The following is a 16,166-nucleotide window of genomic DNA, read 5'->3' on the forward strand; positions in this document are numbered from 1 at the left end:
AGGATTGTCGGAGAAACCAATGAGCAGTAACCCACCAGACTGGCGGCAACGTCTTCATCTCTTTCTGTTTGACCCCCACACGCCTTCCGGCCGACTGTTAGAAATTTTCTGGATTATCACGACACTGACCAGCGTACTGACGCTATTTATCGAGTCTGCTGAACCGCACAGCGTGGCCGTGAAATTAACAGAACCCTCGTTCTTTCTCCTGCTGGAATACATCTTTACTCTGCTGTTCACGCTGGAATACCTGTTACGGTTGTACACCTCACCCCGGCCACTGCGCTATGCCGTCAGTTTTTATGGCATCATCGACCTGATTACCACGCTTCCGCTGTATATTTTCTGGCTCTGGCCGGATATTGCGCTGCGCTACATGATGGCGCTGCGACTGCTGCGCGTTCTGCGTCTGCTGAGGTTGATTAAACTGCTGCGTTACATGGGGTCGGCCAATGTGCTGTGGGACAGCCTGGTCAGCGCGCGCAAAAAACTGTTTCTGTTCTTTGGTGGCGTGATGATTTTGCTCTGCCTTTTCGGCGGGCTGATGTATGTCATTGAAGGCCCGGAGCACGGATTTACCAGCCTGCCGGTCTCCCTGTACTGGGCGGTGGTGACGATGACCACGGTCGGCTACGGGGATATTACGCCGCATACTCCAATGGGGCGGATGATCTCTTCGGTGCTGATCCTGCTGGGCTATTCACTGATTGCCATTCCTACCGGAGTGATGAGCTCCTACATGACCGATGTGATGCAGCGTAATCGCCACCGGCGACGCTGTTCAGAGTGCAAAATCAGTGGGCATGATGACGATGCAACGTTCTGCAAACGCTGTGGCGGAGCGCTGGAGGATAAAACGAATCAGGCCGGCATTAAGCCGGCCTGATGGCGGAGATGTTGCTTACTCTTTCCACAGAATATGGCAGAGCTTATGATCCTTTTCACGGCAGAGCAGCACGCGGGCAAAGACGTCGGTGATCGGTTCACCATCTTCTTCACCCAGACCGATAACCACTTCCGCAAAGAAGTCCGGATTGAGATCGAAATCAACGTGCTCAGCCCAGTCCTCTGACGGGTCGAACAGCTCTGCGCCGCCGCGCTCTTCAAACTGAAGATTAAACAGAATCACGTCGGCCGGGTCGAGATTATCCACCGCCAGTTCAAGGAAAATATCGTAAGCCTGTTCCAGGGTTTCATCTTCGGTAAGGCGGTTATTTAAATCCATAACATTTCCTGTAATGCCCGTTGGGCGCTGTGCATTTCGCTCGTTTTACAGCAATGGACTGAAGAAGTAAAACAGTCGTTCAACGATACGCTGCCAGTAGGCACGGCGTGACCAGCGCTGAGCGTCAACCAGACGTGAACGTGCGATATAATCTTCCTGTACGCGGGCCAGGTCACTGCCAAAACCGTCATCATCAATCACCAGCGTGATTTCAAAATTCAGCCACAGGCTGCGCATATCCAGGTTCACCGTGCCGACCAGGCTCAGCTGTCCGTCAACCAGAATGCTTTTCGTATGCAGCAGGCCGCCTTCAAACTGATAAATTTTCACCCCGGCCTCAAGCAGCTCACCGAAGAAGGCGCGGCTAGCCCAGCCGACCAGCATCGAATCATTGCGCCGTGGCACAATAATGGTGACCTCAACGCCACGATACGCCGCCGTACAGATGGCATGCAACAGGTCGTCACTTGGCACAAAGTAGGGGGTGGTCATAATCAGCTGCTCGCGCGCGGAATAGACCGCCGTCAGCAGCGCCTGGTGGATCATATCCTCCGGGAAGCCGGGGCCTGAGGCGATCACCTGAATGGTGTGGCCACTTTCAGCTTCAAAGGGCATGACGTTATCGTCAGGCGGCGGCGGCAAAATGCGTTTGCCGGTTTCAATTTCCCAGTCGCAGGAGTAAATGATGCCCATCGTGGTCGCTACCGGACCTTCCATGCGCGCCATCAGGTCGACCCACTGGCCGACGCCAGCATCCTGTTTAAAGAAGCGCGGATCGACAAGATTCATACTGCCGGTATAGGCAATGTAGTTGTCAATCAACACCACCTTACGGTGCTGACGCAAATCCATGCGCCGCAGGAAAACACGCAGCAGGCTGACTTTCAGGGCTTCGACCACATCCACCCCGGCATTGCGCATCATGGCAGGCCACGGGCTGCGGAAGAATTCGACGCTGCCTGCGGAATCCAGCATCAGACGGCAGTGAACTCCCCGGCGGGCAGCGGCCATCAGCGCTTCGGCGACTTCATCGGCCTGACCACCGGGCTGCCAGATATAGAACACCATCTCAATATTATGACGCGCCAGCTGAATATCGCGCACCAGGGTGCGCAGTGTGTCGTCGGTGCTGGTCAGCAGCTGCAGCTGATTGCCTTTTACTCCGGCGATCCCCTGGCGATTCTCACAAAGCTGAAACAGCGAACGGGCAACGTCACTGTTGGTCTCAGCAAAAATATGATGGCTGGATTTAAGTTCGTTAAGCCAGCGAGCGGTAGAGGGCCACATCGTGCGCGCACGTTCCGCCCGACGTTTACCGAGATGTAATTCACCAAACGAGAGATAAGCGATAATACCCACCAGGGGCAGAATATAGATAATCAACAGCCAGGCCATCGCTGATGGCACCGCGCGCCGCTTCATCAAAATGCGCAGGGTGACGCTGGCAATCAGTAGCCAGTATCCGAATACCAGCAGCCAGCTCATCACGGTGTAAAAAGTGGTCATTAAGTGAAAATCCTGTTCACGCAGAAGTCTTAGGAGTTTACGTGCAGATCCGCATGCTGGAAACCCTTATACCGTATATCAGGTAAAACTCATCGGACCTGGCAGCCAGAGAGAAAGGTCTATAATGCGTCGCGAGTTTTGGATGTGCAGACTGAGGATGTCATGAGACGAAGCAGAAATGAAGTTGCGCGCTGGCGTATGAGCCGCCAGGTTCAGCGTCGCCGGGCACGGTGGTTAGAAGGGCAGTCGCGCCGCTATGGCCGCATGCACGCCTTCCGTCATATGGTCGGCCAGCAGCAGCGTCGTTCGATTTTATTCATTACTCAGCATCACTAGCCGGTACCCCCGGCGGCGGGAGACACCGCCGGAAGCCCGTTTAGAAAGCGCGTTTAAACGGCTTAACGGCAACGTCTTTGTACACGCCGGCAGCAATATACGGATCGTCCTGCGCCCATGACTGTGCTGCTTCCAGTGAAGAGAACTCAGCAATGATCGTTGAACCACTGAAGCCCGCCACGCCCGGCTCATTGGTATCCACCGCAGGCATCGGGCCGGCGATAATCAGACGACCTTCGTCACGCAGTAACTGCAGGCGCGCGAGATGAGCAGGGCGCACAGCGGTGCGTTTATCCAGTGAGTCAGCATTATCTTCAGCGTAAATTACGTAGAGCACCTTCAAAACTCCTGATAGGGGATGAGATTCGGCATCACGTTAAGTGATCGTTAACATTTGTGCAAACGAAAGATAATTTGCCCTTGATGAAGGTCAGGTTGTTAAGCTTTAAAGCGCAAATTGGTGATTCAGCGTGAGAGGTTATTGAAATTGATTGCTATTTGCATTTAAAATCACCCCTTCACCTGTTGACCAGAAAGATTATGACGACGCTAATAACTGATCTACCTCGCCGCTCGCCTCTGCCATTGCTGATTTCAGTCGTACTGCATGGATCGGTGATCGGGGCACTGCTGTATGCCTCATTTCATCAGGTGGTCGACATGCCTAAAGCGTCTCAGCCCATTAGCGTGTCGCTGGTGGCCCCTGAAGTTCAGCCGGAACCTCAGCCGGCCGCGCCTGTCGTTGAGCCAGAACCGGAGCCGGAGCCTGAGCCCGTTCCGGAGCCGCCGAAACCTGAGCCGGTGCCGATACCCAAACCTGAGCCGAAGCCAAAACCGAAACCGAAACCCAAACCGGTGAAAAAAGAGGTGGTGAAGCCGAAGCGCGAAGAGAAACCGCGTCCTGCTGCACCGGTGGAAACCCGGCCAGCCGAGCAGACGCGTCCGTCCACGGCGCCGAAGACGTCGCAGGCACCCTCTACGGCCGTCTCAGCCGGCCCTCGCGCACTCACCGTTGGCAAGCCGTCTTATCCCTCTCGTGCCTTTGCGCTGCGTATAGAGGGCCGCGTACGCGTGCAGTTTGACGTCGACAGTTCAGGTCAGGTTGATAACATCCGTATTTTATCAGCCGAGCCGCGTAACATGTTTGAACGTGAAGTGAAGCAGGCAATGCGAAAATGGCGTTATGAGGCGGGTAAACCGGGTAAAGACATCACCATGAATATTGTGTTTAAAATTAATGGCGGCTCGAGTATTGAGTGATCGTTACGTCATGTTGCGCTACAGCGGGGCGATTGTCAGGCTGTAGCGAACATGAATAAGCTGAAGCGCGGGGAATTATTCTGGTTTTAACTCGAAATGACTTTTGCCTTCCGGAAGCGGGCGCGGTTTTCCATCCTGATCGACCGCGACATAGATAAATACGGCTTCCGTTGTGCAGTAGCGCTGTCCGATAGGCTCAGAAGAGACCTTTTTAATCCACACCTCAATATTGACCGTAATCGAACTGGTACCGGTACGGATGCAGCGGGCGTGGCAGGAGACGACATCGCCTACCGCGACGGGTTTCAGAAAGGTCATCCCGTCTGCACGTACCGTCACCACGCGTCCTTCCGCCAGCTCTTTTGCCAGAATGGCGCCGCCGATATCCATCTGTGACATCAGCCAGCCACCAAAAATATCGCCATTGGCATTGGTATCTGCAGGCATCGCTAATGTACGCAGCACCATCTCGCCCTGCGGTAATCTCTGTTGTTCACTCATTGTTGTGCTCTCGAAATTGCTGACTTCCGAAAATGATATAACGCGCCTGGCAGGTGGCTGCCGGGCGCAGGACGGTTATTTTTCTTCTTGTGGCATCAGACGATAAATATAGACGCCGCTTAGCAGTGTGAACAGCAGGGTGAGTGCGCTCAGACCAAAGACTTTGAAGTTCATCCAGGTATCCTGAGAGAGCCAGAACGCGACATAAATATTTGCCAGGCCGCAGGCGAGGAAAAACAGCGCCCAGGCAATATTCAGGCGACGCCAGGCGAATTCAGGCAGCTGGATCTCTTTACCTAACATTTTCTGAATCAGCGGCTGTTTCATAAACAGCTGGCTGAACAGCAGAGCAGCGGTAAACAGACCGTAAATGATGGTCACTTTCCACTTAATAAAGTCCGGGTTGTGGAATGCGATCGTCAGGGTGCCAAATACGGCCACCAGAGCGAAGGTAATCAGCGACATTTTTTCCAGCTTACGGTACAGCATCCAGCTGACGACCAGCGCAAGACCGGAGGCGACGATCAGCGCACCAGAGGCGACGAAGATGTCGTACAGCTTGTAGAAAACAAAAAACACTACCAGGGGGAGAAAGTCGAGTAACTGCTTCATAGCGCTTCCAGGTAACAGACTAAACCGCAATATGATTAACCAGTGGATTGCCTCTGTCGAGGCAATCCTGATTAATTAACGTAACAGCATATAGAGGCGTGACAGATAGATAATCAGAATGGCTGACACCAGATTGCTCAGCGCATTGATCACCACGGAGGCCACATCGGGCGGCAGGCTCAGCAGTGAAGAGGCCAGCAGCAGGAGGATCAGTTTTGCCACAATCCATAACACCACTGCGGGAGCAATCAGTCGCATCTGACGCCATCCAAGACGGACGCTGGCGCGCATAGCAGCGAAGACACCGACTTTTTCTGTTGCCAGGATCACCGGCGACAGCGCCAGAGTGACGGCGAACAGTACACCGGGAACGACCAGCACCATAAAGCCGAGCTGGATAACCAGCGTCATCAAAAATGTCATCAGTAACAGACGCGGCAGATACGGAGCCGAAGCGCCGATAGCGCGCAGGGCGCTCACACGCTGGCCGGAAGACACCATTGGGATCAGGCACAACATACCGCCCAGCAACAGCACATTTCCAACCAGTGAAGCGAAGGTCCCTGCCGCTGAAGCACGCAGCAGGACGTGCTGCTGTTCCGGTGACATGTTCTGCACCATCTCCATCAGGCTGCTGGCTGAACCAGCGGCACCATCACCCAGAATCTGCATCTGTTCAGCATCGGGCGTCAGCGCCTTGCCGATCATCATGGTGATAAATGAGGTCAGTAACGCCATCAGTGCAATAGTAACCAACTGATGGCGGAAAAAGTTCCCCGTGTCACGGTATAGCGAACCCGCCGTGATAGACATGTACTCTCCTTGAAAGACCGGTGTTATAGACCCGGCGATTGTACATGTTCAGAAGGGGTGCTGGCACTCAGATTGACATAACTTTCGATTTAAGAAGGCATTACCCCTCTTTTTGACCTTTTTTGATCTCCGGCCACTTTCCCAAATCTTACCAGGTGAAGCCGTAATTTGTTTTATCCCTCCGGCGCCATAAGATAAAGATTAGGTCAGTGCGGGAAATTTGATCTAAATCAAGTCTATGTTTTTTATCAAGTTTACAGCGTTTTATTCACATGCAATTTAGCGTAAATCAGCGTAGATATGTGTCTTCATCTCGCATTAAGGCCTCGCAGCAGGTCACGTGCTTACAACAAATTTTAACAAAGGAGTGGTTATGAAACTGAAGGTACTTGCACTGTCGGTTATCACATTGTTGCCAGTGATGGCCTCGGCACACCAGGCCGGAGATTTCTTTATTCGTGCAGGTTCTGCTACCGTCCGTCCGACCGGTGGGTCTGATGATGTGCTGGGGCTGGGCGAATTTCATGTGAATAATAATACTCAGATGGGCCTGACCTTTACCTACATGGCCACGGATAATATCGGGATTGAGCTGCTGGGCGCCACGCCGTTCCGCCATAAAGTCGGCCTGCGTTCGACGGGCACCCTGGCGACCGTACACCAGCTGCCGCCAACGCTGATGGCTCAGTGGTATTTCATGGGGGATACCAGCAAATGGCAGCCGTATGCCGGTGTCGGTGTTAACTACACCATGTTTTATAATACTGACTTTAATCAAACCGGGCGCGATGCCGGGCTGAGTAATCTGAGTGTGAAAAACACCTGGGGCGTGGCCGGGCAGCTGGGGCTGGACTATCAGTTAACGCCTGACTGGATGATAAACGCTTCCGTGTGGTACATCGATATCGACACCAAAGTGCGCTTCAGCGCGGGCGATAATCGCCAGAGCATTGATACACACATTAACCCGTGGGTGTTCTTCTTCGGCGCGGGCTATCGTTTCTGAGTCCATCATCATCAGAGACAAGAAAGGCGCGAATTTCGCGCCTTTTGATATTTAGCAGGAGGTTACTTAATCTGCATATTATTGACGACGGACTTCACGCCTGCCACACCACGCGTCACCTGCACGGCACGGTTAGCGGCCTGCGGTGAGCTGACAAAACCACTCAGCTGAACGCGACCTTTGAAGGTTTCAACGTTGATTTCCGTCGACTTCAGCGATTTATCACCAAGTAACTCCGCTTTCACCTTGGTCGTCACCACCGTATCGTCAATATAGCCACCGGTGCCTTCTTTCGTTGGCGTTGGCGCACAGGCGCTGACGGAAAGGGCTACCACAGCAGCAATAACTAAACCCGATAAGACTTTAAACAATTTCATTGCATCTCTCCCTGTCATCATCATAAGGCAGTACCAGCATAAGTGCGGTCCACATTAATAGTTGTTCAGAGAAGGCAAGAAAGCAAATTTGAAATGTGAGAAATAGAAAGAAAATAATGCCTTATCACCACAATAAGGCATTAACAGAGATTAGCTGAGAGTAGCGGCTTTCAGCGTGCTGGCAAAGGCAGTCAGCTCTTTCAGCATCACATCCGGTTGGGACAGATTCTTTTCAATGATTCTGACAATCGCTGAGCCAGAAATCGCCCCGGCCGCGCCGGAACCGATCGCCTCTTTCACCTGTGACGCTTCCGAAATACCAAAGCCCTGCAGTGCCGGGGCCGCGTGGTATTCACGTAGCTTATCGACCAGATGCTTCAGCGGCAGATTAGCGCGATTTTCCGAACCGGTGACCCCGGCGCGTGACAGCAGATAGGTGTAACCCCGGCCGTGCGACGCGATTTCACGCAGCAGATCGTCGCTGGCGTTTGGCGGGCAGATATAGATCGGTGCGACGTTATGACGCATCGCAGACTGGCGGAAAGGGGCTGACTCTTCCACCGGCACGTCGGCAATCAGCACCGAATCCACGCCCACCTTCTGACAGAGAGCATAGAAGCTATCAATACCGTTGGAGAACACCAGGTTAGCGTACATCAGCAGGCCAATCGGCAGCTCCGGGTATTTCTGGCGCACGGTGGCCAGCATCTCAAAACATTGTGACGGTGTCACGCCTGCTGCGAAGGCACGCAGGTTAGCGTTCTGGATCGTCGGGCCATCCGCCAGCGGGTCGGAGAACGGAATGCCCAGCTCCAGGGCGTCTGCGCCGCCAGCGACCAGCGCATCAATAATCTGCAAAGAGAGTTCCGGCGTGGGATCGCCGAGGGTGACGAAGGGGACAAACGCGCCTTCTTTACGCTCTGCCAGGCGTTTAAAACAGAGATCGTAACGTTCCATCAGATTTCTCCCTTAGCAGTGAAAATGTCATGCACGGTGAAAATGTCTTTATCGCCACGGCCGGAAAGGTTCACCACCAGCAGTTGTTCTTTCTCCGGCTCCTCGCGCATCATTTTTAGCGCGTGGGCCAGCGCGTGAGAGGACTCCAGCGCGGGTATAATCCCTTCGCTGCGGCACAGGGCTTTAAACGCGTCCAGCGCTTCATCGTCGGTGATTGAAACGTAATCAGCACGGCCGGTGCTGTTAAGATGAGCGTGCTGCGGTCCAACAGACGGGAAGTCCAGCCCGGCGGAGATGGAGTACGACTCTTCAATCTGGCCGTCGCTGGTCTGCATCATCGGTGACTTCATGCCGAAATAGATCCCGACGCGACCGTGCTTGAGCGGCGCACCGTGTTCACCACTGTCGATACCGTGCCCGGCAGGTTCTACGCCGATCAGGCCAACGCTGGTGTCATCAATAAAGTCGGCAAACATGCCGATGGCGTTAGAACCGCCGCCGACACAGGCAATCAGCGCATCCGGCAGGCGACCCTCTTTTTCCAGAATCTGTGCTTTGGTCTCTTCACCGATCATGCGCTGGAACTCACGCACGATGGTCGGGAACGGGTGCGGGCCCGCCGCAGTGCCCAGCATGTAGTGCGCGGTCTCATAGCTGCCCGACCAGTCGCGCAGCGCCTCATTACAGGCATCTTTCAGCGTGGAAGAGCCGCTGTGTACCGGGATCACTTCGGCACCCATCAGCTTCATGCGAAACACGTTCGGAGACTGACGCTCAATATCTTTGGCGCCCATGTAGATACGGCACTTCAGGCCCAACAGAGCGCAGGCAAGGGCAGATGCCACGCCGTGCTGACCGGCACCGGTTTCAGCGATAATTTCGTTTTTACCCATGCGCTTTGCCAGCAGAGCCTGGCCCAGCACCTGATTCGTTTTGTGCGCGCCGCCGTGCAGCAGGTCTTCGCGCTTCAGGTACAGGCGAGTTTTAGTGCCTTTTGTCAGATTTCTGCACAGCGTCAGAGCGGTCGGGCGACCGGCATAGTTTTTCAGCAGATCGGTAAATTCCGCCTGAAATGCCGGGTCGCTTTGTGCGCCGATAAACGCTTCTTCCAGCTGCTCCAGCGCAGGCATCAGGATCTGCGGCACGTACATGCCGCCAAATTCACCAAAATACGGGTTTAATTTGGTCATGTTATTTTCCCTTATCAGTAGGCTTTCAGCGTCTGAAACACTGAAGCAATTTTACCGGCATCCTTCACGCCGGGGGCACTTTCCACGCCGGAGTTGAAGTCCAGCCCCGCACAGCCAAGCTGTGCTGCCTGTACGCAGTTATCTGCGCTGAGGCCGCCGGCCAGTAAGACATTATCAAGGTTTTCACCCTGCAGCAGCGCCCAGTCAAAGGCGGTGCCGCTGCCGCCGTTGCCGTGGTCGAAGACGTAACGGTCAACGTCATCCCAGTCGCGGGCGGGCAGGCTATTGCCGATGCTGAACGCTTTCCAGATCTGCACTGTTTCCGGCAGCTGGCTGCGCAGCTGGGTCACATAGTCCCGGTCTTCGTCACCGTGAAGCTGCACGGCAGAAAGATTTAGCTGCTGCGCATAGGTGACAACGTCACTCATTTTATTATTGCGAAACACGCCGACATACTTCAGGGCGGCTCCCTGCATCACCTGGTGTGCCTGTTCAACGCTGATCTGGCGGGGAGAGCCTTCGGCGAAGATCAGACCGCCGTACAGTGCCCCGGCCTCCAGCGCGCTGCGGGCATCCTCTGCACGCGTCAGGCCACACACTTTATTGTCACCGATAATCACCCGGCGTACCGCTGCGCCAAGATCCTCTTCGGACATCAGTGCAGAACCGATGAGAAAACCGTTAGCAAAATGGCTCAGCTCGCGCACCTGCGCATAACAATTGATGCCGGACTCGCTGATCACCGTCACGCCGTGGGCAACTTTCGGGGCCAGGCGGCGGGTACGGTCAAGGTCGATGGACAGGTCGCGCAGGTCGCGGTTATTAATGCCGACCACCTTCGCACCCAGTGCGGTAGCGCGCTCCAGCTCTTCGTCACTGATCACTTCCGTCAGCACGCCCATATTCAGGCTGTGCGCCACCGCCGCCAGCTGGCGGTACTGCTCGTCATTCAGCACCGACAGCATCAGCAGGATGGCATCGGCCTTATAGTAGCGCGCCAGGTAAATCTGGTACGGGTCAATAATAAAGTCTTTGCACAGCACCGGCTGGGTGACAATGCCGCTGACGATGGGCAGAAAATCAAAGCTTCCCTGAAAGTATTTCTCATCCGTCAGGACCGAGATAGCAGACGCATAGTGCTTGTACACACCGGCAATCACCGCCGGGTCAAAGTCTGCGCGGATCAGCCCTTTGGACGGAGAGGCTTTCTTACATTCCAGAATAAAGACGGTACGGGCGCCTTTCAGCGCATCATAGAAACTGCGCGTAGCGGGAGTGATGTCATTCTGGAAGGTGGCCAGCGGCTGCTGCTGCTGACGTTCCGCCAGCCACAGCGCTTTATCCTGGACGATTTTTGTGAGTACGGTTTCCGTTTCCTGCATGATTATCCTCTTGCTGCCAGTGCGATCACATGCTCATAGGCTTTGCCGCTGCGAATGGTTTTCAGCGCCTGCTGTGCGTTGTGACGTAAGTCTTCGTGACCAAAAATTTTCAGTAACAGGGCGACATTTGCCGCCACGGCTTCCTCGTGCGCCAGCTCGCCATTACCCTGAAGTAAACGCGCCAGAATGTCACGATTTTCTTCCGGTGAACCCCCGGCCAGCGCCTCCTGCGGATGACTGTTCAGACCAAAATCTTCCGGGGTGAGCTGGTAGCTGGTGATCTCACCGTCACGCAGTTCGGCCACATGGGTCGCGCTGTGCAGGGCCACTTCATCCATGCCGCCACCGTGAACCACCGCCGCACGCTGATAACCCAGCACCTTCAGCGTCTGAGCGATCGGCAGTACCAGCTCCGGGCTGTAAACGCCAATCACCGCCAGCGGAGGACGCGCCGGGTTAATCAACGGGCCGAGCACGTTAAAAATCGTGCGGGTCTTCAGTTCCTTACGTACCGGCATCGCATGGCGGAAGCCGCTGTGATACTGCGGCGCGAACAGGAAGCAGACGTTCAGTTCGTCCAGCGCCTGACGGGCCTGGTCAGCGGGTAAATCCAGGCTGATGCCGAACGCGGCCAGCAAATCGGAGGAACCGGACTTGCTGGATACGCTGCGGTTACCGTGCTTGGCGACTTTCAGACCACAGGCAGCGGCAACGAAGGCGCTGGCGGTGGAGATATTAATGCTGTTGCTGCCGTCGCCGCCGGTGCCCACGATATCGGCAAACGGATAATCCGGGCGCGGGAAGGGTTTTGCATCTTCCAACAGGGCGGTGGCCGCTCCGGCAATTTCTGCAGGCTGTTCGCCGCGGACTTTCATGGCAATCAGCGCCGCTGCCAGCTGTGTCGGTTCCAACTGCCCGGTAATAATGGCGGAAAACAGCTGGTGGCTCTCTGCCTGCGTCAGGATCTCGGCCTGGTATAATTTTTCCAGAATAGTATTCATCGCTATCTCCTTGATTACGCCAGCGCCCAGGCGAGGGTTTGTTCCAGCAGGCGAGCCCCCTGGCTGGTGAGAATGGATTCCGGGTGGAACTGGAAGCCACAGACGCGGTTGGCGTCGTCGCGTACCGCCATCACCATGCCGTTATAAGCGGCATTGACCGTCAGTCCGTCGGGGATGTTGCTGCCGACCAGCGAATGATAGCGTGCCACCGGCAGTGGATGACTTAACCCGGCGAACATGCCCTGGCCGTCATGATCGATAGCAGACGCTTTCCCGTGCAGGATTTCACCGGCCTGACCGACGTGACCGCCATAGGCTTCAACAATCGCCTGATGGCCAAGGCAGATACCGATAATCGGCAAACGGCCACGTAACGCCTGCAGCAGCTCAGGCATACAGCCTGCTTCTGACGGTGCACCGGGGCCGGGAGACAGCATCAGCACCGGGTTTTCCATCTGTTGCAGGCAGGCGATCAAGCGATCGGCCGGTACGTTATTGCGGTAAATCACCACGTTATGGCCAAAGGTGCGCAACTGATCAACGAGGTTGTAGGTAAAAGAGTCGAAATTGTCGAGCAGCAGGATATCGGCCATCAGAAAATCTCCTTGCAGTGGTGCGCAGTGGCAATGGCACGCAGAACGGCACGCGCTTTATTGCGGCTTTCATCCGCTTCAGCCTGAGGATGTGAATCAAGAACCACACCGGCACCGGCCTGAACCGTGGCCACGCCGTCTTCCACCCACGCAGAACGGATAACGATGCAGGTATCCAGATCGCCGCTGGCGGTGAAGTAACCGACTGCGCCGCCGTAGCTGCCGCGACGGGTACCTTCGGCTTTAGCAATCAGCTGCATGGCGCGCACTTTTGGCGCGCCGCTCAGCGTGCCCATATTCATGCAGGCACGATAGGCATGCAGCACGTCAATATCCGCCCGCAGCTGGCCGACCACGCGGGACACCAGGTGCATGACAAAGGTATAGCGGTCAACTTTGGTCAGGTCGGCCACATAACGCGTACCGGGCTGACAGATTCGTGCCAGATCGTTGCGGGCGAGGTCCACCAGCATCAGGTGTTCCGCCATTTCTTTATGGTCGGTGCGCATCTCCAGCTCGATGCGGCTGTCAAGATCGCGGTCGAGGGAGCCATCCGCATGGCGGCCGCGCGGACGGGTACCGGCAATCGGGTAGATTTCGATTTGGTTCGTGGTAGCGTCATATTTAAGCGAACTTTCCGGAGAGGCGCCAAACAGACTGAAGTCGCGGTCCTGCATAAAGAACATATACGGACTGGGATTGCTGTTTTTCAGCGTTTCATAGGCCGCCAGCGGTGAGGGGCACGGCAGCGAGAAGCGGCGTGATGGCACCACCTGGAAGATTTCACCAATGCGGATGGCTTCCTGCATCTGACGCACCACCTGGCAGTAGTCCTCATCACTCTGGCTGACGCTCAGGCTCATGCTCTCGACGGTTTGCACCGGCAGCGGGCTGGCAGGGAGTGACATCTGGCCGCGCAGCTGCTCGATGCGGCTTTGCAGGCGCAGGAATTCAGACGGAGCCGGGGTAAACAGACTGGCCTGTAACCGGGCACTGCGGGTTTGATGGTCGATCACCAGTAATGTTTCTGCCAGATAGAAGCAGTAATCCGGGCAGCGCTGGTCATTGCTCAGTTCAGGCAGTGATTCAAAACCCGCGACCAGATCATAGGCAAACAGGCCACCGAGCAGCACGGCCTCACGCTCTTCTGCCGGGGCATTCACCAGTTGGGGGATCAGACGCAGTGCATCAAACACCGACAGGGCGCGCAGATTGGCATCTTCATCCAGGAACTCCTGATTCAGCGGGAACACCAGCTCACGGCCATCCGGGCGCACGCTGTTGATGACCGATGCCGGGAGAGCGGCGTCCAGCAGCGGCAGCAGAGCGCGACCGTTTTCTGACAGCGCCTGCACCTGTACACGATTATCCAGCGCGCTGATGCGCAGAGCGCTGTCGACAATCAGCAGACTCTTCAGGTTACATTTGCTGTCAACATCCGCTGATTCCAGCAGCAGCGTTTCAGAGCGTGCCGCGCACAGCTGGTGAAAAACAGCGGCCGGATCTTCGCGGTAGGGTGCGCTGCCGGTAATCAACTTCACTGTAGGTTTGGCATTTTGCATGTGATGTTCTCTGTTTTTTGCTCAAAAAAAAGCCCGCTTCAGGCGGGCTTGAGAATCTGCACTACGTATTAACCGTGCATGACGACCTCGCCCGTTCAGGGAGAAGTGCGCCACCAACCAGTCATCAGAGAGAATGAATACGTCATGATACAGAGACCTTACTTGTGCGTGTGAACTTGCGTACTAGTTAACTGGTTCGTGGTAAAAAAGTCAATACTCTTTTTCCCTTCAGGTTAAATGTCGGTATCATGCTGCGATATTTTTCTGTCTTTGCCGGAGTTGTCTTGACCGCCGTTGCTACCCCAATCAGCGCTTTCCCTGTCTACGATCTTCACAGTCACACGCTGGCCTCAGATGGCCTACTGACCCCGGAACAGCTGGTGCTGAGGGCGGTGGAACATCGCGTGGGCGTGCTGGCAATCACCGATCATGACACGACAGATGGGATTAAACCTGCGCGGGAAGCGATTGCCCGCCATCAGCTTCCTTTACAGTTGATCAACGGGGTAGAGATCTCCACCCTGTGGGAAAATCTTGAAATTCATATCGTCGGGCTGGGGATTGATATCGATCATCCGGCGATGATCGCACTGCTGGCAGAGCAGAGCGCGCGGCGTCTGGCGCGGGCTGAGCTTATCGCTGAGCGGCTGGAAAAAGCCCATATTCCCGGCGCGCTCGCCGGTGCGCTGGCGCTGGCGGAAGGCGGTGCGGTCACACGCGGTCATTTTGCCCGTTTTCTGATCGCCTCAGGGAAAGCGGACACCATGCAGCAGGTGTTCAAAAACTATCTGGCCAGGGGCAAAACCGGCTATGCCCCGCCGCAGTGGTGTACAATTAAACAAGCTATTGAAGCCATTCATCATTCCGGTGGCCGTGCGGTAGTGGCCCATCCTGGGCGCTACGGGCTGTCGGCGAAATGGCTGAAACGCCTGCTGGCTCATTTCAGCGAGCAGGGCGGTGAGGCGATGGAAGTGGCGCAGTGTCAGCAGGCGCCGAATGAACGTCAGCAGCTGGCGCGCTATGCGCAGGACTTCCAGCTCGCGGCATCGCAGGGTTCTGACTTTCATCAGGCCTGTCCCTGGATTGAACTGGGGAAAAAATTATGGCTGCCGGGCGGTGTGGAAGCTGTCTGGCATCGTTTTCCTGAAATTCTTAAACCAGGTTTGTGATAGCGAAGCGCAAACAAGAGGTGTGTGATGAGTCAATTTTTCTATATCCACCCGGATAACCCCCAGCCGCGACTGATCAAACAGGCGGTTGAAATGCTCAACAAGGGCAGTGTGATTGTCTATCCGACCGACTCCGGCTATGCGCTGGGCTGTAAGCTGGAAGATAAAAACGCCATGGAGCGTATCTGCCGCATTCGTCAGCTGGACGGCAGCCATAACTTTACCCTGATGTGTCGGGATCTGTCGGAGCTGTCAACCTATGCGCATGTGGATAACACCGCGTTTCGTCTGATTAAGAATAATACGCCGGGTAATTACACCTTTATTCTGAAGGCGACCAAAGAGGTCCCGCGTCGTCTGATGAGTGAGAAGCGAAAAACTATCGGTCTGCGCGTGCCGTCAAACCCAATCGCGCTGGCACTGCTGGAAGCGCTGAATGAGCCAATGATGTCGACGTCATTAATGCTGCCAGGGAATGATTTTACCGAATCCGACCCTGAAGCCATCCAGGATGAAATTGGAAAGCTGGTGGATCTGATTATTCACGGCGGTTATCTTGGGCAGCAGCCGACCACCGTCATTGATTTGACGGAAAATACCCCGGAAGTGATCCGCGAGGGCGTTGGCGATATTCAGCCTTTCCTGTGAGAAATAAATAACAGGCTGTTAACCGCCA

Annotated in this window: 17 protein-coding genes, 1 pseudogene and 1 other annotated feature; of the genes and pseudogenes, 6 read left to right on the forward strand and 12 right to left on the reverse strand. The window is 55.3% G+C overall.

The window, feature by feature from the left end; genetic code table 11:
- Window positions 1–19 precede the first annotated feature (19 nt).
- Window positions 20–886 carry an ion transporter gene (locus ABEH87_RS03120; protein ID WP_346573808.1) on the forward strand — a complete coding sequence of 289 codons (867 nt, stop codon included), beginning with the start codon at window positions 20–22 and terminating at the stop codon, window positions 884–886.
- Window positions 887–901: 15 nt separating this feature from the next.
- On the opposite strand, the gene ABEH87_RS03125 is transcribed toward ABEH87_RS03120, so the two are convergent.
- A complete protein-coding gene (locus ABEH87_RS03125) occupies window positions 902–1,225 on the reverse strand; it encodes an HI1450 family dsDNA-mimic protein (RefSeq protein ID WP_346573810.1) in 324 nt (107 codons plus the stop codon).
- Window positions 1,226–1,270: 45 nt separating this feature from the next.
- Complete coding sequence (gene cls / locus ABEH87_RS03130; protein ID WP_346573812.1) at window positions 1,271–2,731, reverse strand: cardiolipin synthase; 1,461 nt, start codon at window positions 2,729–2,731, stop codon at window positions 1,271–1,273.
- 162 nt (window positions 2,732–2,893) lie between these two features.
- Here cls and ABEH87_RS03135 point away from each other — a divergent pair, with 162 nt between their 5' ends.
- Window positions 2,894–3,067, forward strand: a complete 174-nt coding sequence (locus ABEH87_RS03135; RefSeq protein WP_346573814.1) for a YciY family protein — start codon at window positions 2,894–2,896, stop codon at window positions 3,065–3,067.
- A 40-nt stretch (window positions 3,068–3,107) separates the two neighbouring features.
- Here ABEH87_RS03135 and ABEH87_RS03140 read toward each other — a convergent pair whose 3' ends face one another.
- Entirely contained in the window at window positions 3,108–3,404 is a 297-nt protein-coding gene (locus tag ABEH87_RS03140; RefSeq protein ID WP_346573816.1) for a YciI family protein, read from the reverse strand.
- Window positions 3,405–3,607: 203 nt separating this feature from the next.
- On the opposite strand from ABEH87_RS03140, the gene tonB reads away from it, so the two are divergent.
- Window positions 3,608–4,327: a TonB system transport protein TonB gene (tonB, locus tag ABEH87_RS03145; RefSeq protein WP_346573818.1), complete on the forward strand. Its 720-nt coding sequence runs from the start codon at window positions 3,608–3,610 to the stop codon at window positions 4,325–4,327.
- A gap of 75 nt (window positions 4,328–4,402) precedes the next feature.
- On the opposite strand, the gene yciA is transcribed toward tonB, so the two are convergent.
- The 3 genes from yciA to ABEH87_RS03160 form a co-directional block, all read right to left on the reverse strand.
- Window positions 4,403–4,828 (reverse strand): acyl-CoA thioester hydrolase YciA, encoded by a 426-nt coding sequence (gene yciA, locus ABEH87_RS03150; protein ID WP_346573820.1) that lies wholly within the window; start codon window positions 4,826–4,828, stop codon window positions 4,403–4,405.
- 75 nt (window positions 4,829–4,903) lie between these two features.
- Window positions 4,904–5,440, reverse strand: coding sequence for a septation protein A (locus ABEH87_RS03155; protein ID WP_346573821.1), 537 nt, complete (start codon window positions 5,438–5,440; stop codon window positions 4,904–4,906).
- Between the two features lie 75 nt (window positions 5,441–5,515).
- The gene (locus tag ABEH87_RS03160; protein WP_346573823.1) at window positions 5,516–6,253 is read right to left on the reverse strand and encodes a YciC family protein; all 738 of its coding nucleotides are present in this window, start codon (window positions 6,251–6,253) and stop codon (window positions 5,516–5,518) included.
- A 373-nt stretch (window positions 6,254–6,626) separates the two neighbouring features.
- Here ABEH87_RS03160 and ompW point away from each other — a divergent pair, with 373 nt between their 5' ends.
- Window positions 6,627–7,259 (forward strand): outer membrane protein OmpW, encoded by a 633-nt coding sequence (gene ompW / locus ABEH87_RS03165; protein WP_346573825.1) that lies wholly within the window; start codon window positions 6,627–6,629, stop codon window positions 7,257–7,259.
- A 62-nt stretch (window positions 7,260–7,321) separates the two neighbouring features.
- Here the strand turns inward: ompW and ABEH87_RS03170 are convergent, their stop codons facing one another.
- The 6 genes and pseudogenes from ABEH87_RS03170 to ABEH87_RS03195 form a co-directional block, all read right to left on the reverse strand.
- Complete coding sequence (locus ABEH87_RS03170; RefSeq protein WP_346573827.1) at window positions 7,322–7,636, reverse strand: BON domain-containing protein; 315 nt, start codon at window positions 7,634–7,636, stop codon at window positions 7,322–7,324.
- A 150-nt stretch (window positions 7,637–7,786) separates the two neighbouring features.
- Complete coding sequence (trpA, locus tag ABEH87_RS03175) at window positions 7,787–8,593, reverse strand: tryptophan synthase subunit alpha (RefSeq protein ID WP_346573829.1); 807 nt, start codon at window positions 8,591–8,593, stop codon at window positions 7,787–7,789.
- Window positions 8,593–9,783: a tryptophan synthase subunit beta gene (gene trpB / locus ABEH87_RS03180; protein WP_346573831.1), complete on the reverse strand. Its 1,191-nt coding sequence runs from the start codon at window positions 9,781–9,783 to the stop codon at window positions 8,593–8,595. The genes trpA and trpB overlap by 1 nt, the downstream gene beginning before the upstream one ends.
- Before the next feature lie 14 nt (window positions 9,784–9,797).
- Window positions 9,798–11,165 (reverse strand): bifunctional indole-3-glycerol-phosphate synthase TrpC/phosphoribosylanthranilate isomerase TrpF, encoded by a 1,368-nt coding sequence (gene trpCF, locus ABEH87_RS03185; protein ID WP_346573833.1) that lies wholly within the window; start codon window positions 11,163–11,165, stop codon window positions 9,798–9,800.
- A 2-nt stretch (window positions 11,166–11,167) separates the two neighbouring features.
- Window positions 11,168–12,759: pseudogene (gene trpD / locus ABEH87_RS03190) on the reverse strand (bifunctional anthranilate synthase glutamate amidotransferase component TrpG/anthranilate phosphoribosyltransferase TrpD).
- Window positions 12,759–14,321 carry an anthranilate synthase component 1 gene (locus tag ABEH87_RS03195; RefSeq protein WP_346573835.1) on the reverse strand — a complete coding sequence of 521 codons (1,563 nt, stop codon included), beginning with the start codon at window positions 14,319–14,321 and terminating at the stop codon, window positions 12,759–12,761. The pseudogene trpD and the gene ABEH87_RS03195 overlap by 1 nt, the downstream one beginning before the upstream one ends.
- Window positions 14,322–14,344: 23 nt before the next feature.
- Window positions 14,345–14,443: a sequence feature (Trp leader region), on the reverse strand.
- Window positions 14,444–14,605: 162 nt separating this feature from the next.
- On the opposite strand from ABEH87_RS03195, the gene ABEH87_RS03200 reads away from it, so the two are divergent.
- Complete coding sequence (locus tag ABEH87_RS03200) at window positions 14,606–15,490, forward strand: PHP domain-containing protein (RefSeq protein WP_346573837.1); 885 nt, start codon at window positions 14,606–14,608, stop codon at window positions 15,488–15,490.
- 27 nt (window positions 15,491–15,517) lie between these two features.
- A complete protein-coding gene (locus tag ABEH87_RS03205) occupies window positions 15,518–16,138 on the forward strand; it encodes an L-threonylcarbamoyladenylate synthase (protein ID WP_346573839.1) in 621 nt (206 codons plus the stop codon).
- The last annotated feature ends 28 nt before the right edge of the window (window positions 16,139–16,166 follow it).

The organism is Erwinia sp. Eh17-17 (assembly GCF_039675725.1).
Lineage (GTDB): Bacteria > Pseudomonadota > Gammaproteobacteria > Enterobacterales > Enterobacteriaceae > Erwinia.